General features: G+C 71.8%; 15 protein-coding genes. 6 read left to right on the top strand and 9 right to left on the bottom strand.

What is annotated here, in order from left to right; translation table 11 throughout:
• Positions 1–41: 41 nt before the first annotated feature.
• The gene (locus tag ACFUN8_RS09690; protein ID WP_383633995.1) at positions 42–1,265 is read right to left on the bottom strand and encodes an Ig-like domain-containing protein; all 1,224 of its coding nucleotides are present in this window, start codon (positions 1,263–1,265) and stop codon (positions 42–44) included.
• A gap of 151 nt (positions 1,266–1,416) precedes the next feature.
• Here ACFUN8_RS09690 and glgX point away from each other — a divergent pair, with 151 nt between their 5' ends.
• Complete coding sequence (gene glgX, locus ACFUN8_RS09685; RefSeq protein ID WP_383633993.1) at positions 1,417–3,768, top strand: glycogen debranching protein GlgX; 2,352 nt, start codon at positions 1,417–1,419, stop codon at positions 3,766–3,768.
• Between the two features lie 27 nt (positions 3,769–3,795).
• On the opposite strand, the gene ACFUN8_RS09680 is transcribed toward glgX, so the two are convergent.
• The 4 genes from ACFUN8_RS09680 to ACFUN8_RS09665 are packed head-to-tail and all read right to left on the bottom strand — an operon-like array spanning position 3,796 to position 7,528.
• Entirely contained in the window at positions 3,796–4,434 is a 639-nt protein-coding gene (locus ACFUN8_RS09680; protein ID WP_383633990.1) for a response regulator, read from the bottom strand.
• Positions 4,427–5,710 (bottom strand): sensor histidine kinase, encoded by a 1,284-nt coding sequence (locus tag ACFUN8_RS09675; RefSeq protein ID WP_383633989.1) that lies wholly within the window; start codon positions 5,708–5,710, stop codon positions 4,427–4,429. Before ACFUN8_RS09675 ends, ACFUN8_RS09680 begins: the two co-directional genes overlap by 8 nt.
• 53 nt (positions 5,711–5,763) lie before the next feature.
• Positions 5,764–6,507, bottom strand: coding sequence for an ABC transporter permease (locus ACFUN8_RS09670; protein ID WP_383633987.1), 744 nt, complete (start codon positions 6,505–6,507; stop codon positions 5,764–5,766).
• A 1-nt stretch (position 6,508) separates the two neighbouring features.
• Positions 6,509–7,528, bottom strand: coding sequence for an ABC transporter ATP-binding protein (locus ACFUN8_RS09665; RefSeq protein WP_383633985.1), 1,020 nt, complete (start codon positions 7,526–7,528; stop codon positions 6,509–6,511).
• Positions 7,529–7,663: 135 nt separating this feature from the next.
• Here ACFUN8_RS09665 and ACFUN8_RS09660 point away from each other — a divergent pair, with 135 nt between their 5' ends.
• A complete protein-coding gene (locus ACFUN8_RS09660; RefSeq protein ID WP_383633983.1) occupies positions 7,664–9,562 on the top strand; it encodes an ABC transporter ATP-binding protein in 1,899 nt (632 codons plus the stop codon).
• Positions 9,559–11,712, top strand: coding sequence for an ABC transporter ATP-binding protein (locus ACFUN8_RS09655; protein WP_383633981.1), 2,154 nt, complete (start codon positions 9,559–9,561; stop codon positions 11,710–11,712). The genes ACFUN8_RS09660 and ACFUN8_RS09655 overlap by 4 nt, the downstream gene beginning before the upstream one ends.
• Before the next feature lie 50 nt (positions 11,713–11,762).
• Here the strand turns inward: ACFUN8_RS09655 and ACFUN8_RS09650 are convergent, their stop codons facing one another.
• The gene (locus ACFUN8_RS09650) at positions 11,763–13,100 is read right to left on the bottom strand and encodes a cytochrome P450 (protein WP_383633979.1); all 1,338 of its coding nucleotides are present in this window, start codon (positions 13,098–13,100) and stop codon (positions 11,763–11,765) included.
• Between the two features lie 205 nt (positions 13,101–13,305).
• Between ACFUN8_RS09650 and ACFUN8_RS09645 the strand changes: the two genes are divergently transcribed.
• Together ACFUN8_RS09645 and ACFUN8_RS09640 are read left to right on the top strand one after the other, a co-directional pair.
• Positions 13,306–14,076 (top strand): class I SAM-dependent methyltransferase, encoded by a 771-nt coding sequence (locus ACFUN8_RS09645; protein ID WP_383633977.1) that lies wholly within the window; start codon positions 13,306–13,308, stop codon positions 14,074–14,076.
• Between the two features lie 321 nt (positions 14,077–14,397).
• Positions 14,398–16,413: a M4 family metallopeptidase gene (locus ACFUN8_RS09640; RefSeq protein WP_383633975.1), complete on the top strand. Its 2,016-nt coding sequence runs from the start codon at positions 14,398–14,400 to the stop codon at positions 16,411–16,413.
• Between the two features lie 377 nt (positions 16,414–16,790).
• Here ACFUN8_RS09640 and ACFUN8_RS09635 read toward each other — a convergent pair whose 3' ends face one another.
• Entirely contained in the window at positions 16,791–17,417 is a 627-nt protein-coding gene (locus tag ACFUN8_RS09635; RefSeq protein ID WP_383633973.1) for a hypothetical protein, read from the bottom strand.
• Between the two features lie 218 nt (positions 17,418–17,635).
• On the opposite strand from ACFUN8_RS09635, the gene ACFUN8_RS09630 reads away from it, so the two are divergent.
• Positions 17,636–19,111 (top strand): helix-turn-helix domain-containing protein, encoded by a 1,476-nt coding sequence (locus ACFUN8_RS09630; RefSeq protein WP_383633971.1) that lies wholly within the window; start codon positions 17,636–17,638, stop codon positions 19,109–19,111.
• Positions 19,112–19,194: 83 nt separating this feature from the next.
• Here the strand turns inward: ACFUN8_RS09630 and ACFUN8_RS09625 are convergent, their stop codons facing one another.
• Together ACFUN8_RS09625 and glgP are read right to left on the bottom strand one after the other, a co-directional pair.
• The gene (locus ACFUN8_RS09625; protein ID WP_383633969.1) at positions 19,195–20,433 is read right to left on the bottom strand and encodes an alginate lyase family protein; all 1,239 of its coding nucleotides are present in this window, start codon (positions 20,431–20,433) and stop codon (positions 19,195–19,197) included.
• Between the two features lie 226 nt (positions 20,434–20,659).
• Positions 20,660–23,245: an alpha-glucan family phosphorylase gene (glgP, locus tag ACFUN8_RS09620; protein ID WP_383633967.1), complete on the bottom strand. Its 2,586-nt coding sequence runs from the start codon at positions 23,243–23,245 to the stop codon at positions 20,660–20,662.
• Between the last annotated feature and the right edge of the window lie 620 nt (positions 23,246–23,865).

Genomic DNA, 23,865 nt, shown 5'->3' with positions numbered 1-23,865 from the left:
GGTGGGGGTGGGTGCGAGGGAATGGGTACGGCCCCTCGCCGTCAGCCGGCGACCGCGGAACCCGCCTTCCACTTCCGCCAGTCGAGGTTCCAGCCACTCAGCCCGTTGTCCGGATCGACGGTCCTGTCCGGTGAGTTGACCACTTCCACGACATCGCCGACGAGCGTCCTGTCGAAGAACCAGCCCGCCGGGGTGTCCGCGCTGCCGCCCTTGACGTCACGCAGACCGACACACCCGTGACTGACGTTGGCCGAGCCGAAGGTGTCGGGAGTGGCCCAGTAGTTGCCGTGGAGGAAGGTCCCCGACGTCGTCAGCCGCAGCGCGTGCGGCACGTCCTTGATGTCGTACTCACCGCCGAAGCCCACCGTCGCGCCGTTCATCCGCGTCACGTCGTACAGCTCGGTGACGACCATCTTCCCGTTGTACGTCGTGGTCTTGGGCGCCCCCGCCGTGATCGGCACCGTCGAGACCAGCGCGCCGTTCCGCCGTACCTCCATGGTGTGTCTCTCCGCGTCGACGAGGGACACCTGGGAGCGGCCGACCGTGAAGCCGACCTTCTTCTCCTGGATGCCGAAGACTCCCGGCGCCGCCTGCACGTCCCGCAGCCGCAGGTCGACCGTGACCTCGGTGCCCGGCTTCCAGTACTCGCGGGGCCGGAAGTCCAGGCGCTGGCTGCCGAACCAGTGACCGACGACCTCGACCGGCGGGTCCGACGTGATGTGGATGGCGCGCTGGACGGCGGCCCGGTTCTCGATCTTCCGGTTGAAGTCGAAGGAGACGATCATGCCGGTGCCGACGGTCGAGCGGTTCTCGGGCTTGAAGTAGCCGATGAAACGATGCTTCGGCACGGCGGTGGTGAAGGTCGAGTGCCGGGCCGAGCGGCGGCCCTCGCCGTCCACGGCGACCACGTCGACGCTGTACCGGGCGGCGAGCACGACGCGCGCGTCCGCCTCCGGCGACCACACGAGCCCGTCGTCGGAGGTCCGGCCCGGCAGCTCCGTACGCTGCGCGCCGTCGACCCGTGCGACCTCGACCCGCTCCAGCCGGCCGTCCGGGATCCTCACCTCGATCCGGTCGCCGCGCTTGATGTTCTTGGCCCCGTCCTCGGGGCTGATCCGGATCGTGTCCCCGGGCGCCGGGGACTTGCTTTCGGTGAAGGTCTCGCCGACGGTGCATCCCGTCAGTCCGGCCAGCCCCGCCATCAGTCCTGCCCATGTCAGGACGGCGGCCACGCCGGTCCCTGCCCGCTTCAGTACGTGTGTCACGACCCGCCCAACGACTACCCCCCTCGGAGGGAAACGTGAGTGCGGGCCTTCCGGCGGGCAGAACAGGTGGGAGGACCACGCGAGGAGCAGCCACGGCCGGGACGCCGTGGCTGCCGGATGCGCGGGGCCGACGAGCCGGGAGGCCTGACAGGTGGCGAGCGCAGCCGAGCAGGAGACAGTGCGGGAACCGGTCCCGGATCCGATGATGGATCACGTGAGAGATCCGGTCGAAGAGGGCGAGAGGAAGAGCGGGAGTGCGCCGGAGGCCGTCGGGGAGGCGGCCTCCGCCGCTCCCCCGCCCGAGGTGTGGCCCGGGGCGCCGACACCGCTGGGGGCGCGCTTCCGGGTCGGCCCCGACGGGGTCGCGGGGACGAACTTCGCCCTCTGGGCGGGCGGCGCCGAGGCCGTGGAACTGTGCCTCTTCGACGACGCGCCCTCTGTAGTAGGAGGAAGCGACGGCGACGCGGCCTCCGTAGGAGGCGGTGTCGTCGAGACCCGCCTTCCACTGACGGAGCTGACGCACGAGATCTGGCACGGCTTCGTGCCCGACGTGCGCCCCGGGCAGCGGTACGGCTTCCGTGTGCACGGCCGCTGGGACCCCTGGACGGGCGCCCGGTGGAATCCGGCGAAGCTGCTGCTCGACCCGTACGCCCGCGCCGTCGACGGCGACTTCGGGCTGCCGCCCGAGGTGTACGGCCATGTGCGCGACTGGCCGCAGCAGCACGTCGCCGACACGGTGCGCGACGAGCACGACTCGGCGCCGTACGTCCCCAAGGGCGTCGTCGTCCACGACGACTCTCCCGACGACGAGTGGGCCGACGACCGGCGCCCCAAGACGCCCTGGGCGGACACGGTCATCTACGAGCTGCACGTCCGCGGCTTCACCATGCGCCATCCGGGCATCCCCGACGAGCTGCGCGGCACGTACGCGGGGCTCGCCCACCCGGCGGCGATCGACCATCTCGTACGGCTCGGGGTGACCGCGGTCGAGCTGCTGCCGGTGCACCAGTTCGCGCACGAGGACCATCTGCTGCGGCGCGGGCTGCGCAACTACTGGGGCTACAACTCCATCGGCTACTTCGCCCCGCACGCCGACTACGCCGCGGGCGGCACGCGCGGCCAGCAGGTCGACGAGTTCAAACAGATGGTGCGCGCCCTGCACGACGCCGGGATCGAGGTCATCCTCGACGTCGTCTACAACCACACGGCGGAGGCCGGCGAACTCGGCCCGACGCTGTCGCTGCGCGGCATAGACAACCGCGGCTACTACCGCCTCCAGCCCGACGCCCGCCGATACGCCGACTACACGGGCTGCGGCAACACCCTCGACGTCGTCCAGCCGCAGGTCCTGCGGCTGATCACGGACTCGCTGCGGTACTGGGTCACCGAGATGGGCGTGGACGGTTTCCGCTTCGACCTGGCGGCGGCGCTGGCCCGCTCCATGCACGACGTCGACATGCTGTCGCCCTTCCTGGCGGTCATCGCGCAGGATCCGGTGCTGCGGCGGGTGAAGCTCATCGCCGAGCCGTGGGACGTCGGGGACGGCGGCTACCAGGTCGGGGCGTTCCCGCCGCTGTGGACGGAGTGGAACGACCGCTACCGGGACGCCGTGCGCGACTTCTGGCGCGGTGCCACACCCGACGTACGGGATCTGGGTTACCGGCTGTCCGGGTCGAGCGACCTGTACGCGTGGGGCGGCCGGCGGCCGTACGCCTCCGTCAACTTCGTCACCGCGCACGACGGTTTCACGCTGCGCGACCTCGTCAGTTACGAGCACAAGCACAACGAGGCCAACGGCGAGGGCAACAGGGACGGCACGGACGACAACCGCGCGTGGAACTGCGGCGTGGAGGGCGAGACCGACGACCCCGGGATCAACGCGCTGCGCCGGCGCCAGCTGCGCAATCTGCTCACGACCCTGCTGCTGTCGACCGGTGTGCCGATGCTCGTGGCGGGCGACGAGCTGGGCCGTACGCAGGGCGGCAGCAACAACGCGTACTGCCAGGACAACGAGACCAGCTGGCTCGACTGGTCACTGCTCGACCAGCCGGGCTCGTACGGCCTCTACCGGCTCACCAGGCGGCTGCTGGCGCTGCGGCAGGCCCATCCGGTGCTGCGCCGCCGCGCGTTCTTCTCCGGCCGCGCGCAGGCGCCCGACGGGCTGCGCGACCTGGCGTGGTTCCGGCCGGACGGCAAGGAGATGACGGAGCACGACTGGTACGCGCCCGCGTCGACGCTCGGGCTGTTCCTGTCGGGGCGGGACATCCCGGGGCGCGACGCGCGCGGCCGGAAGATCACCGACGACAGCTTCCTGGCGGTGCTGCACTCGGGCGCGGAGCCGGTGGACTTCGCGCTGCCCGGGCCGCCGTGGGCGCGGTCGTACGAGCTGGTGGTCGACACCTCGTCGGAGGACCAGGAGGAGGAGCCGGGCACGGTGCTCGAAGGGGGGACGGTCACGACGGTGCCCGCGCGGGCGGTCCTCCTGCTGCGGGTACGGGGGTGAGGCCGCCTTCTTCAAGAAGAAGGCGGCTCAGCCGAGGATCTTGCGGTCGTATCCGACGGCGACCGCCGCCGCCCGGTCCTTGACGCCCAACTTGCCGTAGATATGGGTGAGATGGGTCTTCACCGTCGCCTCGCTGATGAACAGCTCGGCGGCGATCTCCCGGTTCGACGTGCCCCGCGCGACGAGTTCGAGGACCTCGCGCTCACGCGCCGAGAGGGCTTCGTTGCCGGCGAGGGGCGTACGGACGCGGGAGACGAGCCGGGACGCGACGGCGGGCGAAAGGACCGTACGTCCCTCGGCCGCCGCCCGCACCGCCGTGAACAGCTCCTCGCGCGGCGCGTCTTTGAGGAGGTAGCCGGTGGCGCCCGCCTCGATCGCGGGGATGGTGTCGGAGTCCGTGTCGTAGGTGGTGAGGACGAGGACCTTGGAGCGGGCCCGCTGCCCGGTCAGCGCCGCGATGGCGGCGACGCCGCCGCCCTGCGGCATCCGCAGGTCCATCAGGACGACGTCCGGGTCCAGCCGGAGGGCCAGCTCGACGCCCTCGACACCGCCGGACGCCTCGCCCAGCACCTCGAAGCCGGCGGCCGATTCGAACATGCCGCGCAGACCGTCCCGTACGACGGGATGGTCGTCGACGACGATCAGGGTGATGGTCCGCTCAGCCATGGCGTACCAAAGGTACGCGGGCCGAGACCGCCGTACCGCCGCCGCCCTCCTCCGACTCGACGGTGACGGTGCCCGCGATGCGCTCCGCGCGGGCCCGCATGCCGTCGAGCCCGAACCCGTTCGAGCCGGAGCGCGGGCGCAGCACCAGCGGGTCGAAGCCGCGGCCGTCGTCCCGTACGTCGAGGGTGATCTCGTCGCCCATGTACGAGAGGGTGACGCCGGCCCGGCCGGCCGCGGCGTGCTTGGCGGTGTTGGCGAGGGCTTCCTGGGCGATGCGCAGCAGGGTGGCGGCGACCTCGTCGTGGAGGGGTTCCTCGGTGCCGGTGACGGTGAACCGGGCGGCCACCCCGGTCCGCTCGCCCCAGTCGGCGACGGCCTTCCTGAGGGCCTCGGCGAGGGTGTCGTGGTCCAGGGCGGCCGGGCCGAGGTTCCGTACCGAGCGGCGCGCCTCGCCGAGGCTGTGGCGGGCGAGGGCGGCGGCGCGTGTCAGATGCTCGCGGGCCAGCTCGGGGTCGGCGGTGGCGGTCACCACCTGGAGCTGGGCGATGATGCCGGTCAGCCCCTGGGCGATGGTGTCGTGGATCTCGGCGGCGAGCCTGCGGCGCTCGTCGGCGACGCCCGCCTCCCGGGCCTGGACGAGGAGCTGGGCGTGCAGACCGGCGTTCTCCTCCAGGGCCTGTTCCAGGCGGGCGTTGGCCTGTTCCAGCTCGGTGATGGTGGTGGCCCGCTCGGCGGCGATCTCGGCCTCCCCGCGGGCGAGATGGGCGAACACGGAGGTGAGGGAGCCGTTGAGGAGGAGCAGCCCGCCGAAGAGGACCCACTGGAGAGTGTTGGCGGGCGGCAGGCCCCCGGACTGCGAGCCCGACATGATCACGGCGTAGACGAGGAGTCCGGCGCGGACGGCGCGTTTCGGCAGCAGGTGGCCGCTGTCGAAGTAGCCGAGAACGGCGTAGATCGCGAAGAACGGGTTGAGCCAGGTGAGGACGAAGGCGACCACGGTGCGTATCGCGTAGTAGAGCCCGCCGGCGGTCGTCGGCTCGCGGCCGCGCATCGGCTGATCGTGCTCGATCCGGCCCCACCACAGGTGCAGGGCGACGGCGAGGACGACCAGCGCCACGGCCGTGTACCGCTGGGCCCGGGTCATTCCGACGGCGTTCGCGCCGAGGGTCGAGATCACGGTGGAGAGCGTCAGCAGGGCGTACGGACCCCACCGGTAGAACTGCTCCCACCGCTCCTCCACGGAGACCGGCGGGCGTGCCGCCCCGGCTGTCGTCATCCCCACAGTGTGCCCCTGCTCCCGGTGGCGGTGGCGGTGGCGGCGGCGGACCGTCATTCCCAGCGGAACCAGCGGGCGGCGCCCGCGGTCAGTACGACCGCCCACAGGGCCAGCACGCCCAGGTCCGCCCAGTGCGGCCAGCCGCCGCGCATGGCGGCGTCGAGGGCCTCGGACGCGGCGCCCATGGGTGAGTAGCTGACGATGTCCCGCAGCAGGTCGGGCATCTGCTGGACCGGCAGCCACACACCCGCGGTGAACATCGAGGGGAAGAACAGGGCCGAGCCGATGGCCTGGCCCGCCCGCTGCGTGGGGGCGATCGCGCAGACCAGACCACCCATCGCCAGGGCGGCGACGGTCGCGAGGAACAGCGCCAGCAGATAGCCGACGAGCTGCCCCGGCAGCGCCACCCCGAAGGCGATCCTGCCGACGGCGATCACCAGCGCGGCGGAGGCGAGCGCACCGCCGCCCAGCAGGACGATCTGCGAGGTGAGCAGCGTGCCGGGCCGCACGGGCGTCGTGGACATACGGCGCAGGATGCCGCGCTCGCGGTAGCCGATCAGGATCGGCGGCACGGCCTGGAGTCCGGCCACGATCACGGCGAGCAGGGCGGCGACGGGGACGTACAGGTCGATGGCCCGCCGGCCGCCCAGGTCGGAGTCGGGCTCGTCGAAGCCCGGGATCAGCCCGAGGATCACCATCAGGAGGGTCGGGAAGGCGACGAGCCAGAAGAGCACGCCGGGCTCGCGGGTCAGCAGGCGCGCCTCGGTCTTGAGGACGGCGGTGGAGGCGGAGGCCATGTCAGACCCTCTCTTCGGGCTGCGGTGCGGAGGGGGCGACGGCGGGTGCGCTCGTGCCGGTGCCGGTGCCAGTGCCGGCGGCGGCGGTGTCGCTACGGGTGTCCGTGCCGGCGTCCGTGCCGGTGCCGTTCTCGGTCAGGTCGAGGAACGCGTCGTCCAGCGTCGCCTCGCTGACCCGGAGCTGGTGCGCCGTGATGCGGTGCCGGGCGAGCAGGGTGATGACCGCGTTGACGGTGTCGTCGGTGCCGTTGATGACGATCCGGTCGCCCTGCGTCTCCACGGACGCCGCCTTCGGCAGCGCGGCCAGGTCCTCGTCGCGCAGGGGCTCCGACGGCGTGAAGGAGATGACGGTGGACGCGGTCGAGCGCGCGATCAGCCCGGACGGGGTGTCGAGCGCGGCGACCTTCCCCCGGTCGATCACGGCGATCCGGTCGCAGAGCCGCTGCGCCTCTTCCATGAAGTGCGTGACCAGCAGCACCGTCACCCCGGAGTCCCGTATCTCCTCGATCAGGCTCCAGGTGTCGCGGCGGGCGCGCGGGTCGAGGCCGGTGGTCAGTTCGTCGAGCACCACCACGCGTGGGCCGCCGATCAGGGCCAGCGCGATGAACAGGCGCTGCTTCTGGCCGCCGGAGAGCTTGGCGAAGCGTGTCGTGAGTTTGGCCTCAAGACCGAGGCGGGCGGCGAGCGGACGCCAGTCGACGGGCTTGGGGTAGAACGCGGAGTACAGCTCCAGCGCCTCGCGCACCGTGAGCTTCGCCTGGAGTTCGCTCTCCTGGAGCTGGGCGCCGAGGAGCTGGGTGACTCGCCGGTGGTCGCGGACCGGATCGAGTCCGGCGACCCGGACCGTACCGGCGTCGGGGACCCGGAGCCCCTCGACGCATTCGACGGTCGTCGTCTTGCCCGCACCGTTGGGACCGAGGATCCCGAAGATCTCGCCCTCCTCGACGGTGAATCCGACACCGTCGACGGCGGGCTTTCCCCCGTAGGCCTTGCGCAGGCCGTTGACTTCGATAATCGCCATGGCAGCAGCATCTCCTCGAACGGCCGGGAGCGGCATCGGCCATCGCGCTCGACCTCGTATCAACCGATCGGTTGATGCCCAGGACAGCCGGAAATCGGTGGGCAGTGTCAGTGGTGATACGTAGGCTCGCCCCTGATGCCCCCCTCCGAAGATGTATCCGCCAAGGACAGCTCAGCCGTCCGGAAACGCTCCGCCGTGCGTTCGCTGCTCAGGCTCTGGCCGTATGTACGGCCGGTGCGTGTGCGCCTGTTCGGCGCGGCGTTCGTCGCGGTGCTGGCCTCGTGTCTGGGCCTGGTCATCCCCCTCGTACTGAAGTGGATGGTCGACGGCCCGATCGCGGACGGTGACAAGGGCGGCATCTGGCTCGGCGCGCTGTATCTGCTGGTGCTCGGGATTCTGGAGGCGCTGCTGTTCGGCTTGCGGCGGTGGCTGGTGGCGAGGCCCCTGGCGGGGGTCGAGGCGGCGATGCGGGCGGATCTCTACCGGCATCTCCAGCGGCTGCCGATCGCCTTCCACGACCGGTGGCCCTCGGGGCAGTTGCTGTCGCGCGGTACGACGGACCTGATGCTGCTGCGGATGTTTCTGGCCTTTCCGCTGACCTTCCTGCTGGTGAACGGGACGACGATCCTGGTCGGGTTCCTGATTCTGCTGATGCAGGAGTGGACGCTGGGGCTGGTGCTGCTGGCGCCGGTGGTGCCGCTGGTCGTTCTCTGTTCGGTCTTCGAGGCGAAGTACTCACTGGTGGCGCGCAAGGCGCAGGACCAGGTGGGCGATCTGACGACGGTGGTCGAGGAGAGCGTTCTCGGCGTACGGATCGTGAAGGGCTTCGGCCGGCACCGCAGCCAGGCCGTCGCGTTCCGGGCGCTCGCGGAGCGGCTGCGCGGTACGGAGCTGGGCAAGGCCCGGCTGCTGGCGGGCATCTGGGCGCTGATCATGGTCATCCCGGAGGTGGCGATCGGCGCGGCGCTGGTGCTGGGCACGGTCCAGGTCGCCGACGGGCATCTCTCGACGGGCACGCTGGTCGCCTTCCTGTCGACGGCGCTGGCGCTGCGCTGGCCGGTGGAGTCGATCGGCTTCCTGCTGGCGATGAGCCAGGAGTCGGCGACCGCGACGGAGCGGTACTTCGAGGTGATGGACGCCAAGGAGGAGACGGCGGACACGGCCGGGTCGGTGGCGGCCGTGGGCGGTGGGCCGGACGGGCTGCGCTTCGAGGGCGTGTCGTTCCGGTATCCCGACGCGGAGGCCGGGTCCGTGCCCGTACTGGCCGAGGTGGACCTGCACATCAGGTCCGGCGAGACCATGGCGCTCGTCGGCGCGACGGGCTCCGGCAAGACGACACTCACCGCGCTGGTGCCCCGGCTGCACGAGGCGACGGGCGGGCGGATCACGCTCGACGGGGAGGACATCACGCTGATGCCCCGGCAGCGGCTGCGTGAGCTGGTCTCGGTGGCCTTCGAGGAGCCGACCCTCTTCTCGGCGACGGTCGGGGAGAACGTCCGGATGGGCGCGGAGAGCGCCGACGACACGGCGCTGCTGCGGGCGCTGGACGTGGCGCAGGCGGACTTCGTCCAGGAGCTGCCGCAGGGCGTGCACACGGAGGTCGGCGAGCAGGGGCTCAGCCTCTCCGGCGGCCAGCGGCAACGGCTGGCGCTGGCGCGGGCGGTGGTGGGCAGACCGCGCTTCCTGGTGCTCGACGATCCGCTGTCCGCGCTCGACGTCCATACGGAGGCGCTGGTGGAGGCGGCCCTGCGCCGGGTGCTGGAGGAGACGACGGCACTGGTCGTGGCGCACCGGCCGTCGACGGTGATGCTGGCGGACCGGGTGGCGCTGATCTCGGACGGCCGGATCACGGCGGTGGGGACGCACCACGAACTCCTGCGGAGCAACGCGGAGTACGCGTGGCTGATGTCGGGGGCGGACGCGCGGACGGACGAGGGGACGGGGGCGGACGTGAAGCCGGTTTCGGCCGGGAAGGCCGCGCCGGACGCGGGAAGCGACATGGGGGCGGAAGCCGTCGAGGGGAGCATGCGATGACGTCGTCGCCGACGACCACGACCGACGGCCCACCGGGACCGGACGACGAGGGGGCCGAGGGGGCGGGCACCGGAGCGGACACGCTCACGGGCGTCGGCCCGACCGGGTCGGGACCGCACGACACCCCCCGGGCCGGTTCAGGCGCCCACGGCGCGGAACACACCGCCGGTACGAAGCCGTCGGGCGCCCGCATCGGGAAGGGCGCCCGCATCGCGAAGGGCGTCGGCGACGGCCGGGCGGACAGCGGCACCGGCGTCGCCGCGCTCACGACCACCGGCGGCGAACAGGGCCCGCGCGGCGGCACCGCGAGCGGCCCCGCCGCCGACTCGCCCGTCGAGCACCGGCCCGCCTCCTTGGACGGCGACCCCTTCGCCCAGGACGCGCTGCCCGCGCCGCCCGGTGCCACCGGGGCGCTGCTCCGGTCGCTGCTGAGCGCCCGGCGCGGCCGGGTCGTCGTCGCCGCGCTGTTCCTGCTGCTCCAGCAAGCCGCCGTGCAGGCGGGCCCGTTGCTCGTCGCGTACGCCATCGACCGCGGCGTGCCCGCCTTCCGTGCCGACGACAACGGCCCGCTGATCGCGGTCGGCGTCGGCTATCTGCTCTGCGCCGCCGGAGCCGGGATCTTCCAGTACGCCTTCATCCGCGCGTCGGCCCGCGTCAACCAGGACGTGCTCCTCGATCTGCGCGGCCGGATCTTCCGCCATGCCCAGGCGCTGAGTGTGGACTTCCACGAGCGCTACACCTCGGGCCGGCTGATCTCCCGCTCCACCACGGACGTCGAGTCGCTGCGCGAGCTGCTCGCCGAAGGGCTCCAGGAACTGATCGCGGTCGTGCTCGCCTTCGTCTACATCTCGGCGATGCTGCTCTATCTGGACCTCGGCATCGGCGGACTCGCGGTCGCCTCCTTCGTACCGCTGTACGGGCTGGTGCGGCTGTACCAGCACCGGGCCGGCGCCATCTTCGGCAAGCGCTCCACCGCCATCGCCGCGGTGATCGTGAAGTTCGCGGAGACGATGAACGGCATCAGGCCCGTCCAGGCGTTCCGCCGCGAGGGCGCCAACGACGCCGACTTCCACGCGCTCAACCACCACCACGAGCGCACCAACGGCGACGCGATCCTTGAGATGGCGCGCTACGTGGTCGGTTCACGGGGCGTCGCGAACATCGCCGTCGCCGGGATCGTGCTGTGGGGCGCCTACCGGGTGGCCGACGGCACGCTCGCCCTCGGGGTGCTCGCCGCGTCGGTGCTGTTCCTGCGGAGGCTGTACGACCCGATCGACCGGCTCGGGATGTTCCTCAACTCGTACCAGTCGGCGGCCGCCTCGCTGGAGAAGATCGCGGGCCTGCTGGCGCAGACCCCGTCCGTACCGGAGGCGGCGGACCCCCGCCCGCTGCCGGAGCTGACGGGCGGGCAGCCGGGCCGGGAGGTCGTCTTCGAGTCGGTGAGCTTCTCGTACCGTACGGGCGGTGAGGTCCTGCCCCGCTTCGATCTGACGATCCCGGCCGGCCAGACGGTCGCCGTGGTCGGATCGACCGGCGCGGGCAAGTCGACGCTGGCCAAACTGCTGGCCCGGTTCTACGACCCCAGCGAGGGCCGTGTCCTGCTCGACGGCACCGACCTGCGGGATCTGGACACCCCCGAGCTGCGGCGCGGCGTCGTGATGGTGACCCAGGAGGCGTTCCTCTTCTCCGGCACGGTCGCCGAGAACATCGCGATCGGCCGTCCCGACGCGTCGCGCGACGACATCGAGCGTGCGGCGAAGGCCATCGGCGCGCACGATTTCATCAGCCTGCTGCCCGAGGGGTACGACACGGACGTACGGAAGCGGGGTGGCCGGATCTCTGCGGGCCAGCGCCAGTTGGTGGCCTTCGCCCGTGCGCTGCTCGCCGACCCCTCCGTACTGATCCTGGACGAGGCGACCAGTTCCCTCGACATCCCCGGCGAGCGTGCGGTGCAGCGGGCGATGGACACGGTGCTCAACGGCCGTACGGCGGTGGTGATCGCGCACCGTCTGTCGACCGTCGAGATCGCGGACCGGGTGCTGGTGATGGAGCACGGCCGCGTCGTGGAGGACGGCTCCCCGGCCGAACTGATCGGCGGCGTGGGCCGGTTCGCGGGCCTGCACCGCGCGTGGCGCGACAGCCTGGCCTGACGGCCACGGGGGCGTCGCGGGGACAGCACGGGGACGCCCTGCCGCCCGCTTCAGGTGCGGGTACCTACCAAGGTGGCCGGAGTGGGGCCGTCGGGGCGGACCGTGATGCCGTACACCGCCTTCGTCGGGGTGGCGGAGAAGTTCACGGTGTGGGCCGGCAGCAGGTGTTCGAGGAGGACGGTCGATTCGCGGAGCGCGAACTGCAGACCGAGGCAGGCGCGGGGGCCCATACCGAAGGGGAAGTAGGCGCCCGGGTGGGCGGGCCGGCCGTCCGGGGCGGTGAAGCGCCGGGGGTCGAAGTGCTCCGGGTCCGGCCACAGTTCGGGGTCGCGGTGCGTGAGGTAGGGGCAGACCAGGATGTCGCTGCCCGCCTCGACGGTGTACCCGGCGAGGGTGCCGTCCTCGGTGGCGTGACGGGGCAGGATCCAGGCGGACGGGTAGAGCCGGAGCGCCTCGTGGACCAGCGCCTGGACGGCCTGACGGCGCTGCTCCGAGCCTTCGCCGCCGGCGGCGAGGGCCTGTTCGCGGGCGGCGGGGTGCTGGTCGAGGAGCAGATACAGCCAGGTCAGGGTGGTGGCGGTGGTCTCGTGTCCGGCCACCATCAGCGTGACCATCTCGTCGCGGATCAGCCGGTCGGTGTACTCGGGGCGCTCGGCGGCGGCGTCGATCAGCACCTGCAGCAGGCCGGGGCCGTCGGGGCCGGTCACCCCGTCGCGGGCGGCTTCGACGGCGCGGCGGGCGACCGCGTCGATCCGGGCGAGATCGGCGGCGACGGCGTCATGGGACTCGGTGACATCGGCGGGCAGCGTGGGCAGGGCGGTCGCCACGGCGGCCACGGAGTCCAGTGCGTGCTCGGTCCCGTCGTCGAGGGGGTACCCGGTGAGGGCCCGCCAGATGGCGTCCAGCGCGAAGCGGCGCATCTCCCGCCCGACGTCGAAGCTCTGTCCGGTACGGGCGTACTCGTCCCAGCGCCCGGCGGTGGTCCGGGCGGCGTCGGTGATCCGCTGCTCGTAGCGGCGCATGCCGGTGCCGGTGAACTGGGACTGCAACAGGCGGCGTTGGGACTTCCACGCCGCACCGGTGGCGGAGAGTACGCCGTCGCCGATCAGCAGCCGGGCCCGGTGGGAGCGCTTGACGTACCGGTCCGGGTGCCGGGCGAGTACCTGTTGGACGGCCACCGGGTCGGTGACGAGAACGGTGGGGGCCGGCCCGAGGCGGAACGCGGCGACGCCACCGAGCCGCTCACGCACCTGGGACAGCAGGTCGACCAGCTCACCGCCCTCCGCCTGCCACCGCCGCACGAGTTCGGGCCCGGCTTCGGGGACGGGCCGTCCCGTGCCGGGGACGGACGCGAGGGGATCGGGAGTGGGAGTGGCTTCGGTCTCCATGGTTGCTCTCCTGGTTCCTCTCCTGGTCAACCGCCGTGCTCGGCCTGGCAGAACGGCGGCGCCAAGGACTCTACGGGAGCGGGCGGAGCCGCCGGACGCAAACGCGGCGTCCCTCCCGCACCCCTTGATGGGAACATTCGCGCTGCCGGGGGCGGCCCCGGATATCGGGATGCGCCCGCGCGAGCGCCCGCCCTACAGTCGGCCGATGGTCGACCGACTCTTCGCCGATCCGGCGCTCGCCTCCTGGTACGACGCCCTCTGCCCCACGGACGAGCGGGCCGACTTCGGCTTCTATCTGCCCCGCATCAGGTCCGCGCGGTCCGTGCTCGACGTCGGCTGCGGTACGGGGAGTCTGCTGCGTCTCGCGCGCGAGGCCGGGCATCGGGGTCGGCTCTGTGGGCTCGACCCCGGCGCCGGGATGCTGGAACAGGCCCGTCGGCGACCGGAATTGGACATCGAGTGGATTCTCGGTGACCTCGAATCCACGTCCTGGGAGCGCGAGTTCGACTTCGTGGTGATGACCGGACACGCGTTCCAGGTTCTCCTCGGGGACGACGAGTTGCGCGCCGCGCTCGCCGCCGTACGCGCGGCTCTGCGCGACGGTGGCCGGTTCGGCTTCGAGACGCGCAATCCGCTCGCCCGTGAGTGGGAGTCGTGGACGACGGTCACGCCCGTCGACGTGCCGGCGGCGGGCTCCGACGTCGCGCCCGGCGCCGCCGCCGCGATGCGGATGACTCGTCAAGTCCGTTCTGTGGATGGGGAGATCGTCTCCTTCAGGACCGGTCTCACCCTCCCCGGCGAGCCTGCCCCACGGCACAGCGACAGCACCCTGCGGTTCCTCGGCAGCGACCGGCTCGACGCGTTCCTCATCGAAGCGGGGCTGGTCGTCGAGGAGCGGTACGGCGACTGGGACCGCGGGCCGGTGACCGACGCGAGTCCGGAGATCATTACGATCGCCCGGCGTACGCCCGCGTAACACCACCGCAACAGCGGCGCAGATTTCGCTTAACGAACACGGCACTTCGCGCAGCGGACGATTTCCGGCCAACTTGTTGACGCGGTCCTGACAGACAAGCCGGATTCCTGGGACTCTTCCTCCGTTCTGAGCACCACGGCTCCGCATCTCGTGCACCACCGCTCCGTATCTCGTGCACCGCAGCTCCGCATCTCGTGCTCCGAATCTCGTGCACAGCCCAGCACCGCAGCTCGTGCTCCACCTTGCTCCTGCATCGCACCTGCACTGTCCGGGCCGCCCACCCGAGCGCGGTCCGGTACCCCCCTCGCAGAAGGAGTTCGCGTGAGACCCACGCCCAGCCGCCGCATCACCGCGACCGGCGCTCTGATCGCTGTCACCGCTCTTCTCGCCGTCGGAGTCCAGGCCGGCAGCGCCGCCGCCGCCCCCGACTCGGCACCCGCGGCACCGGTAGCCGGCAAGGCCGACCCCGGCGCGCTCCCCAAGGCCCTCTCGCCCGCCCAGCGCGCCGAGCTGATGGCCGAGGCCAACGCCACCAAGGCGGCGACGGCCGACGAACTCGGCCTCGGCGCCGAGGAGAAGCTCGTCGTACGCGACGTCGTCCAGGACCGGGACGGCACCACGCACACCCGCTACGAGCGCACCTACGCCGGCCTCCCCGTCCTCGGCGGTGACCTCGTCGTCGCCACCACGAAGGCGGGCGCCACCGAAGGGGTCAGCAAGGCTTCCAAGGCGGCCCTCAAGTCCGTCGAGACCAACGCCGACGTGCCGGCCTCCGCCGCCACGAAGCAGGCGCTGACCGCGGCGAAGGCCGAGGGGTCGACGAAGGCCGCCACCGAGCGCGCGCCGCGCAAGGTCGTCTGGCTGGCGAACGACAAGCCGACCCTCGCGTACGAGACGGTCGTCGGCGGCTTCCAGAAGGGCGGCACCCCGAACGAGCTGCACGTCGTCACCGACGCCGCCACCGGCGAGAAGCTCTACGAGTGGCAGGCCGTTCACGAGGGCACGGGCAACACGCAGTACAGCGGCCAGGTCACCCTGGGCACCGCCCCGTCGTTCACGCTGACCGACACCACGCGGGGCAACCACAAGACGTACAACCTGAACCGCGGTTCCTCGGGCACCGGCACCCTCTTCTCGGGCCCGGACGACATCTGGGGCAACGGCGCCGCGTCCAACGCGGAGACCGCCGGCGCCGACGCGCACTTCGGTGCCGCGCTCACCTGGGACTACTTCAAGAACGTGCACGGCCGCACCGGCATCCGGGGCGACGGAGTCGGCGCGTACTCGCGCGTGCACTACGGCAACAACTACGTCAACGCCTTCTGGCAGGACAGCTGCTTCTGCATGACGTACGGCGACGGCTCGGGCAACGCCAAGCCGCTGACCTCCATCGACGTGGCCGCGCACGAGATGTCGCACGGCGTGACCGCCAACACGGCGGGTCTCGTCTACAGCGGTGAGTCCGGTGGCCTCAACGAGGCGACCTCCGACATCTTCGCCGCGGCCGTCGAGTTCAGCGCCAACAACGCCCAGGACGTGGGCGACTACATGGTCGGCGAGAAGATCGACATCAACGGCAACGGGACGCCGCTGCGGTACATGGACAAGCCGAGCAAGGACGGCGCGTCCAAGGACTACTGGTACTCGGGCATAGGCAACGTCGACGTCCACTACTCCTCGGGCCCGGCGAACCACTTCTTCTACCTGCTCTCCGAGGGCAGCGGCACCAAGACCATCAACGGTGTCAACTACGACTCGGCGACGTCCGACGGACTGCCGGTGACCGGCATCGGCCGGGCCAAGGCCGAGCAGATCTGGTTCAAGGCCCTCGCCACGAAGTTCACCTCCACGACGAACTACGCGGCGGCCCGTACCGGCACGCTCGCGGTCGCCGGTGAGCTGTACGGCACGACGAGCGCCGAGTACAAGTCGGTCGCCGACGCGTGGGCCGGCATCGCCGTCGGCACCCGCCCCGGCGGCAGCGGCGGCACGGTCTTCGAGAACACCGGAACCGTCGCCATCCCGGACAACGGCGCCGCGGTCACCTCGACCATCACCGTCACCGGCCGTACGGGCAACGCGCCCGCCGCCCTCCCGGTCGGCGTGGACATCACGCACACCTGGCGCGGTGACCTGGTCGTCGACCTGATCGCCCCGGACGGGACGGTCTACCCGCTGAAGAGCGCGAGCAGCGGCGACTCGGCGGACAACATCACGGAGACGTACAACGTGAACGCCTCGTCCGAGGCGGCCAACGGCGCCTGGAAGGTCCGGGTGCAGGACGTCGCGGCGCAGGACACCGGGCGCATCAACAGCGTGAAGCTCACGTTCCCTTGAGCATCACGGCGCAGCGCTGACGCGTCGGACCGACCAGTCGAACCGACGCGTTGAACCGACGCGTAGAACCGACGCTTCGACCGACGCGTAGAACTGACACGAGCCGCCCGGGTCCTGAGGACCCGGGCGGCTCTGTCGGCAGGGACTCCCCCGCGCGTACTCCCGGTCAAGAAGTACGCCACTCTGTCCGTCCACCGACTGTGTGCCGCGGACTACCGGCTCGCGGGCCGGGGAACCATGGTCACTGTGGACAGTGAGGAGACCGACCGTCGCCGACCACGCCGCGACGGCTTCCCCCGCTCCTTCACTGCCACCAATTCCCCGACCCGAGCGCCGATCCCCCGTCGCCCGCGCCATCCACCGAACGGCGTGAACTCCTAACGGAGCTTGTTCACGGCCGTGGTGGTGGTCTTCTTGAACGCCGCGACCGGCGCGTGGCTCAGATTCCCCAACTGGCCCCACGTGACGATCGTGACGGTGTTGCCGTCCCGGCCGATGCCCAGCAGATGCACGCCGGGACCGGAGTCCGGGATCGAGGTGGCGACGCCGATGACACGCGCGCCCTCCTCGACGGCGATCCTGCCGTAGTCGTCCCACGAGGCCGTGCCGCCGGGAGTGGCGCGCAGCCAGTCCGCGGCGCAGGCCGCCACGGACGCCTCGGCGGACGCGGCCAGCTTCTTGGCGTCGGCGTCGCTCGCCGCCTGGACGCTCACCTGTACGCCGCTCGTGTCGAGGTCGGTGCCGAACTGGCGGTGCCAGGTCGTGCCCTTGGCGGGCAGCACCTTCTCCAGGCAGAACGGGTCGGACTCCGGCGCGCCGGCGGTCACGCTGCCCGCGGTCCAGAAGTTCCCCGCGGCCTGCGGCATGTCCTTCGCCACGAGGAAGCCGGGCGTGGTCGCCTTCGGCGCGGCCTGGACGCTGCCGGACGCCGTGAGTGCGAGAGCGCCGGCGAGTGCGGCGCTCGCCACGGCGCCGAGTGCGCGTCGCGTCGTGCTGTTTCTCATGTTCCTACCCGTGGTCATTAGGTGGATCCCCCCTGGTGGTGCTGTTCGCACCGGCTTGATCGGCCGGTGATCCCAGACTGGGCGGTGACTCGATCCGACGGCAACAACCCACGTGAATCGCGGAACGCCTGGAACGCGTACGCGTACGCTGGCCTGGGGAAACGACAAGCGCCTGGAATGACCGCGGAACAGCGTGGCGGGCGGTAGGGGGACGAGGAATGGGCCGGTCGGAGAAGATCCCGGCGGAGACCGCGGAGTTCGCGAGGCGTCTGCGCGCGCTGAAGGAGAGAACCGACCGCAGTTACGGATCGCTCGCCACCCAACTCCACCTCGGCGCCTCGACCTTGCACCGCTACTGCCACGGGCACGCGCTGCCCGTCGAGTACGCGCCCGTGGAACGGCTGGCCCGGGTGGTCGGCGCGACGGCGGCCGAGCGGGTGGAGCTGCACCGGCTGTGGCTGCGGGCGCACTCGGCGCGTACGGAGGACGGCGAGGAGACGGCCGTAGCCGAGGCAGGAGTCGAAGCCGCAGTCGAAGCCGGGGACACGGTCGCCGTCGCCGTCGCGGCCGCCGAACCGGAGCCCGTACGTGAGACGGAGCCCGTACGTGACGCGGAGCCGGAGCAGGACGGCGCCCGTCCGGCCGACGACCCCGACGGTGACGCCGACGACGACCCCGACGATCCGCCGCCCGCCGCCGCCACGGACCCTCCCATGTCCCGCCCCCGCGCGTCACGGCTGCGCCGCCGCCAGATCGTCGGGGCCGCACTCGCCGTCGTCACGGTGCTCGGCGGCACCGTCGTCGTCGCGGCCGACCTCGGGAAGCCCGACTCGCGGACCGACAACAGCGGTCCCCGCCCCTCCGACCCCCGCCCCGACGGACCGGCGGACCCGCTGGCACCGTCCGCCCGGTCGAGCGCCCCGTCCGCGAAGGCGAGCCCCTCGAAGTCCGGCGGTGGTCCGAGGACTTCACCGTCCGGTTCCACTGGCGCCGACGGCTCCGGCGCCGCGGGAGGCGGCAGCGGTGACGGTGGCGGCAGGGCCGGCGGTGGCGGCGACCCCGAGGCCGGGACGGGCAGCGCGAAGCCGCTGGAGTGGAGCGCGGACAGCCAGAAGTGGCAGTCGGGCTGCGACCATACGTATCTGATCGACCGCGCCCCCGCCGCCGTACCGCCGCCGCCGAACTCGCAGGACGCGCGGCAGTGGGCGACGTCGCTCGGCGCGGTGCACGGCGACTCGTCTCTCACCCAGGCCACGATGCGCGCGGCGGCGGGCGCGGGGCCCGTCGTCGTCCAGGAGTTGTTCGCCCGGGTGGTGGGGCGGCGGACACCGCTCGACTGGAACGCGTACGAGATGAGCAACGGCTGCGGCGGCTCGATCACCCCCGCCGTGTTCGCCGTCGACCTCGACGCGTCGCGGCCGATCGTGCGGCCGGTCGACGGGGGGAGCGAAGTGGGGCCGCTGCCCGCGCCCAAGCTGCCGTATCAGGTCACGGCGAAGGAACCGCTCGTCATCAAGGTCCAGGCGAGCACCAACGGCTGCGACTGCGACTGGTATCTGGAGGTGCGCTGGTCGGCCGGGGACCGTACGGGCGTCACGCGCATCGACGACGGCGGCCGGCCGTTCCGTACGAGCGCGGCGGCCGGCGCGGTGCACGGGTACAACTACGAGTCCGGGAAATGGATGGGACCCTGACGGTGACGCTCCGTCAAGGTCCCATCGGGTGTTGATCGGGTGCTGAGCGGGTGCTGAGCGGGTGCTGATCAGGAGTTACGAGTTCACGCGGGGTTGTTCGCGTGCGTCAGCGTCTCCCAGGCGACGAACAGGTTGTTCGTGCCCTGGGGGCGCATCCGCTCGGTGTACGCCTGGGTGTTCGCCATGGCGTTGCCCAGCCGGTTGCCCAGCGCGTTGAAGGCGACCTCGGTGATCGGTCCGAGGTTGTCCTTCAGGCTGCCGCCGCAGAGATTGCCGGGGACCGCATCGCCGTTCTGGTACTTGGTGTGGAACCCCATCGCGTGCCGCAGCCGCTCACCCACCTCCGGATAGAGGTCCTGGCCCTGGATGCGGCTGGTCTCCGCGACGTGGGAGATGGCGGAGAGGCCGTAGCCGGTGTGGGTCAGGTCGCGGCAGGTCTCCTGCGCGAGTCCCTGCATGAAGGTGGACTGGTTGTGCCAGTAGCCGACGATCTCGTCACGGGTGTCGAGACCGCTGCCGGGCACCGTTTTGGGCAGCGCGCCGTCGGAGGGCAGGTAGATGAAGGCGGGGACCCGGTTGCGGAAGCGGCCCACCGTCTTGTCGTAGGCGGCCTTGTCCTCCAGGTGGACCGCGATGCCGATCGCGGCCTCGTTCATGCTCAACTCCCAGTTGCCGTTGGAGTTGGAGCCGTTGATGATCTCCGGCAGGTACACGTTCCGCAGCATGGTGGAGAAGCGGCCGGAGTTGGGCCAGCTGTTGTAGGTGTACTTGATGATCTCGGCGGCCTTGGGCCACGACGATCCGGCCCACGCGGTCTGGAGCGGCGCGTTGCTGTTGGTGTGGTCGCGGATCGTGTTGGACCAGGCGTCCATCAGCTCGATGGACTTCTTCGCGTAGCGGTCGTCGCGGGTGATGTACCAGGCCAGCGCGGTGGTGTACGCCGCTATCGCGTCCTCACGCTCGTCCGTGCAGCCGTTGTTGGGGTTGGAGTACGAGCCGCACTCCACGACCGCGCGGGGCTTGGGCACCCGGGACAGGGAGGCGTACTTGCTCCCCATCATCTGGTCGTAGGCGGCCTTCCACGGCGCCGCGTTGGCCTGCACCTTGCCGCGCACGAAGTCGAGTTGCGGACGGCTGACTCCGACGCCGGGGTGGGTGAACGTCGCGGGGGCGGCGACCGCGTCGGCGGAGAGGACCGTCGCGGCGGCCGGTGGATCCGCCGCCCGGTCGCCGGCCGAGGCGGGGGCCATGAAGGCCGCCCCGATCAGACCGGCGAGCGCGGCGGACAGGCCGAGGAATTTGGGGATGACTCCGGGGCGCATGGGGTGCCTTCCGGTTGGGGGGTGTTCCTCAACCCCATCGTTCACTCACATGAACAATGAGCGGAGTTGTGAACCCTGGTTGAGTGAGGAATTTAAGGCCATCCCATGGACACGTCAAGGTATGTACCAATGGACATGTATCAACGGGCATCGAGGACTTCGAGGAGACCCCGAGGGGCCCGGCGGACCATGTCCACCGGGCCCCAAGAGGCGTTGTCCGACGTCCTCAGCGCATCAGTACGCCCGCGCCCTCCCCCGTCGCCTCGGTCGGCAGCGCGACCAGACCGAGATCGGCCGTGGCGAGCATCGGATGCGTGGGCAGGACCCGGACGGTGTAGCCGAACGGCCCCGTACGGTCCAGGGCCAGCGGGCCCTCGTACACCCAACGGCCCGACTGATCAGGCCCGCCCGCCGGTTTCAGCGGGAAGATCTGCGCGTCCGCGATCGTGTCGTCGGCGCCCACCCGGCCCGCGACGGCCTGCACCTCCACGTCGTCGGGGCGGAGCCGGCCGAGGGTGACCCGCACCTTCAGCGCGAGGGTCGAGCCCAGCTCCGCGCTGCCGCCCGCCGTGGTCGCCGACACGGCCTCGACATGGTCGACGGCGATCTCCGGCCAAGCGGCCCTGACCTGGTTCTTCCAGTCGGCCAACTCCCGTGCCGTCGCGGTGTCCAGCGCGCGGTGGGCGTGGGCGGCGGGTGTGTACAGCCGCTCCACGTACTCGCGGACCATACGGTCGGCGAGCACCTTCGGGCCGAGGGTGGTCATGGTGCGCCGGACCATCTCGATCCAGCGCCCCGGCAACGCGGCGCCCACCACCGTCTCCGTACGGTCGTAGAAGCGGGGCGCGACCCGGTCCTCGATCAGCGCGTAGAGGGCGTTCGCCTCCAGCGTGTCGCGCCGGTCCTCGTCGGCCGCCGAACCGTCGGCCGTCGGGATGGCCCAGCCGAAGTCCGGCTCGAACCACTCGTCCCACCAGCCGTCCAGCACCGACAGGTTGAGACACCCGTTGAGCGCGGCCTTCATCCCGCTCGTGCCGCACGCCTCCAGCGGGCGCAGCGGATTGTTCAGCCAGACGTCGCAGCCCGGATAGAGCTTCTGCGCCATCGCCATCCCGTAGTCGGGCAGGAAGACGATGCGGTGGCGGACGCGCGGGTCGTCGGCGAACTTCACCAGCTCCTGCACGAGCCGCTTGCCGCCGTCGTCCGCCGGGTGCGCCTTGCCCGCGACGACGATCTGGATCGGCCGCTCGGGGTGGAGCAGCAGCTCCGTCAGCCGCTCTCGGTCGCGCAGCATCAGCGTGAGGCGCTTGTACGAGGGGACTCGCCGGGCGAAGCCGATGGTCAGGACGTCGGGGTCGAGGACCCCGTCGATCCAGCCCAGTTCGGCGTCGGCCGCGCCGCGCTGGTGCCAGGAGGCGCGCAGCCGGTCGCGTACCTCATACACCAACTGCTCGCGCAGGGCGCGCCGTACGCCCCAGAGGTCGGTGTCGGGAACATCGCCCACGCCGCCGTCGCCCAGCGCCGCGATCTCGGGCGCGACCCAGGTCGGGGCGTGCACACCGTTGGTCACGGAGGTGATCGGTACGTCCTGCGGGTCGAAGCCCGGCCAGAGCCCGGCGAACATCTGCCGGCTGACGGCGCCGTGCAGGGTGGAGACCCCGTTGGCGCGCTGGGCGAGGCGCAAGCCCATGGCGGCCATGTTGAAGAGGTTCGGCTCGCCGCCGGGGAAGGTCTCCCGGCCCAGGCGCAGGACCTGGTCGGTGGCGACGCCGGGCAGGACGCCGTCCTCGCCGAAGTGGCGGGCGACGAGTTCACGGTCGAACCGGTCGATGCCTGCGGGCACGGGGGTGTGGGTCGTGAACACGGTGCCGCCCCGGACGGCCTCCAGCGCGGTGTCGAACCCGAGCCCCGTGTCACTGAGTTCACGGATGCGTTCGAGGCCCTGGAAGCCGGCGTGGCCCTCGTTGGTGTGGAAGACCTCGGGCTCGGGGTGGCCGGAGAGCCGGCAGTACGTACGGACGGCGCGGACGCCGCCGATGCCGAGCAGCATCTCCTGGAGCAGCCGGTGCTCGCTGCCGCCGCCGTAGAGGCGGTCGGTCACCTCGCGCTCGGTCTGCCCGTTGTCCTCTATGTCCGAGTCGAGCAGCAGGAGCGGCACCCGGCCGACGCGCGCCTGCCAGACGCACGCGCGCAGCGACCGGCCGCCGGGCAGCGTGAGCGCGACCCGGCTGGGTGTGCCGTCCTCCTCCCGGAGGAGGCTGAGCGGCAGCTCGTTCGGATCGAGGACGGGATAGTGCTCCTGCTGCCAGCCGTCGCGGGACAGGGACTGGCGGAAATAGCCGTGCCGGTAGAGCAGCCCGACGCCGATGAGCGGTACGCCGAGGTCGCTGGCGGCCTTGAGATGGTCACCGGCGAGGATGCCGAGGCCGCCGGAGTACTGGGGCAGGGCGGCGGTGACACCGAATTCGGGCGAGAAGTACGCGACGGCGGCGGGCAGCTCGGCGCCCTGGCCGCTCTGTTGCTGGTACCAGCGGTCGCCGCCCAGATACTCGTCGAGCCCGGAGGCGACGGCGGCCAGCCGGTCGAGAAACGGCCGGTCACCGGCCAGCTCCGCCAGCCGCGTGGCGGATACGGCTCCGAGCAGCCGCACCGGATCCCGCCCGGCGGCGGCCCAGCCGTCGGGATCGACGGCCTCGAAGAGTTCACGGGTCTCGGGGTGCCAGGACCAGCGCAGATTGCGCGCGAGGTCGCTGAGTGGTCGCAGAGGTTCGGGCAGGACGGGGCGCACGGTGAATCGACGGATTGCCTTCACGTGTTCCACCTTCGCAGGGGACATCCGGACCGACGGACCACACCACGCTGTGCACCCCGCCGTCACCCTGACGGTATCGCCCGACCCCCCACCCCATCGACGGCGCACGAGCGCACACGCGGGGGGTGAGCTGCGCGGGGTGGCCTCCGGCCGGGGGGGTGGGGGCGACGCGACGCGGGTGGGCGGCCCCCGGGCCGGGGGCGACGGAGCAACCGGACGCGGTCCGGGACCGTGCCACACATGAGGCCGGGCGGGACCGGCGCACGCCATGCGGTCGCCGGGCCGGTGCCGAATCACAGGCTGCGCCGTGACCGCGCCGGGGCGGGGTGGCCTCCGGCCGGGGGGGGTGGGGGCGACGCGACGCGGGTGGGCGGCCCCCGGGCCGGGGGCAACGGAGCAACCGGACGCGGTCCGGGACCGTGCCACACATGAGGCCGGGCGGGACCGGCGCTCGCCGGGCCACTGCCGAACCACAGGCTGCGCCGGGGGCGCGGGGTGGCCTCCGGCCGGGGGGACGGAGGCCGACCCGACACGATCCCGGACTGTGCCCACATGAGGGCAGCAAGCCCGGCGCACGCCGGCGGTCGCGTGGCGGCCGGCCCGGCCGGAGTCCCCGGGCA

The organism is Streptomyces sp. NPDC057307, from assembly GCF_042667665.1.
Classification (GTDB): Bacteria; Actinomycetota; Actinomycetes; order Streptomycetales; family Streptomycetaceae; genus Streptomyces.
This window is presented reverse-complemented; position numbering and strand designations above follow the sequence as displayed.

Excerpts from the sequence above, each read along its gene's own strand:
- ACFUN8_RS09680 (WP_383633990.1), bottom strand. The coding sequence starts at position 4,434 with ATGGCTGAGCGGACCATCACCCTGATCGTCGTCGACGACCATCCCGTC.
- ACFUN8_RS09675 (WP_383633989.1), bottom strand. The coding sequence starts at position 5,710 with ATGACGACAGCCGGGGCGGCACGCCCGCCGGTCTCCGTGGAGGAGCGG.
- ACFUN8_RS09670 (WP_383633987.1), bottom strand. The coding sequence starts at position 6,507 with ATGGCCTCCGCCTCCACCGCCGTCCTCAAGACCGAGGCGCGCCTGCTG.
- ACFUN8_RS09665 (WP_383633985.1), bottom strand. The coding sequence starts at position 7,528 with ATGGCGATTATCGAAGTCAACGGCCTGCGCAAGGCCTACGGGGGAAAG.
- ACFUN8_RS09660 (WP_383633983.1), top strand. The coding sequence starts at position 7,664 with ATGCCCCCCTCCGAAGATGTATCCGCCAAGGACAGCTCAGCCGTCCGG.
- ACFUN8_RS09655 (WP_383633981.1), top strand. The coding sequence starts at position 9,559 with ATGACGTCGTCGCCGACGACCACGACCGACGGCCCACCGGGACCGGAC.
- ACFUN8_RS09650 (WP_383633979.1), bottom strand. The coding sequence starts at position 13,100 with ATGGAGACCGAAGCCACTCCCACTCCCGATCCCCTCGCGTCCGTCCCC.
- ACFUN8_RS09645 (WP_383633977.1), top strand. The coding sequence starts at position 13,306 with ATGGTCGACCGACTCTTCGCCGATCCGGCGCTCGCCTCCTGGTACGAC.
- ACFUN8_RS09635 (WP_383633973.1), bottom strand. The coding sequence starts at position 17,417 with ATGAGAAACAGCACGACGCGACGCGCACTCGGCGCCGTGGCGAGCGCC.
- ACFUN8_RS09630 (WP_383633971.1), top strand. The coding sequence starts at position 17,636 with ATGGGCCGGTCGGAGAAGATCCCGGCGGAGACCGCGGAGTTCGCGAGG.
- ACFUN8_RS09625 (WP_383633969.1), bottom strand. The coding sequence starts at position 20,433 with ATGCGCCCCGGAGTCATCCCCAAATTCCTCGGCCTGTCCGCCGCGCTC.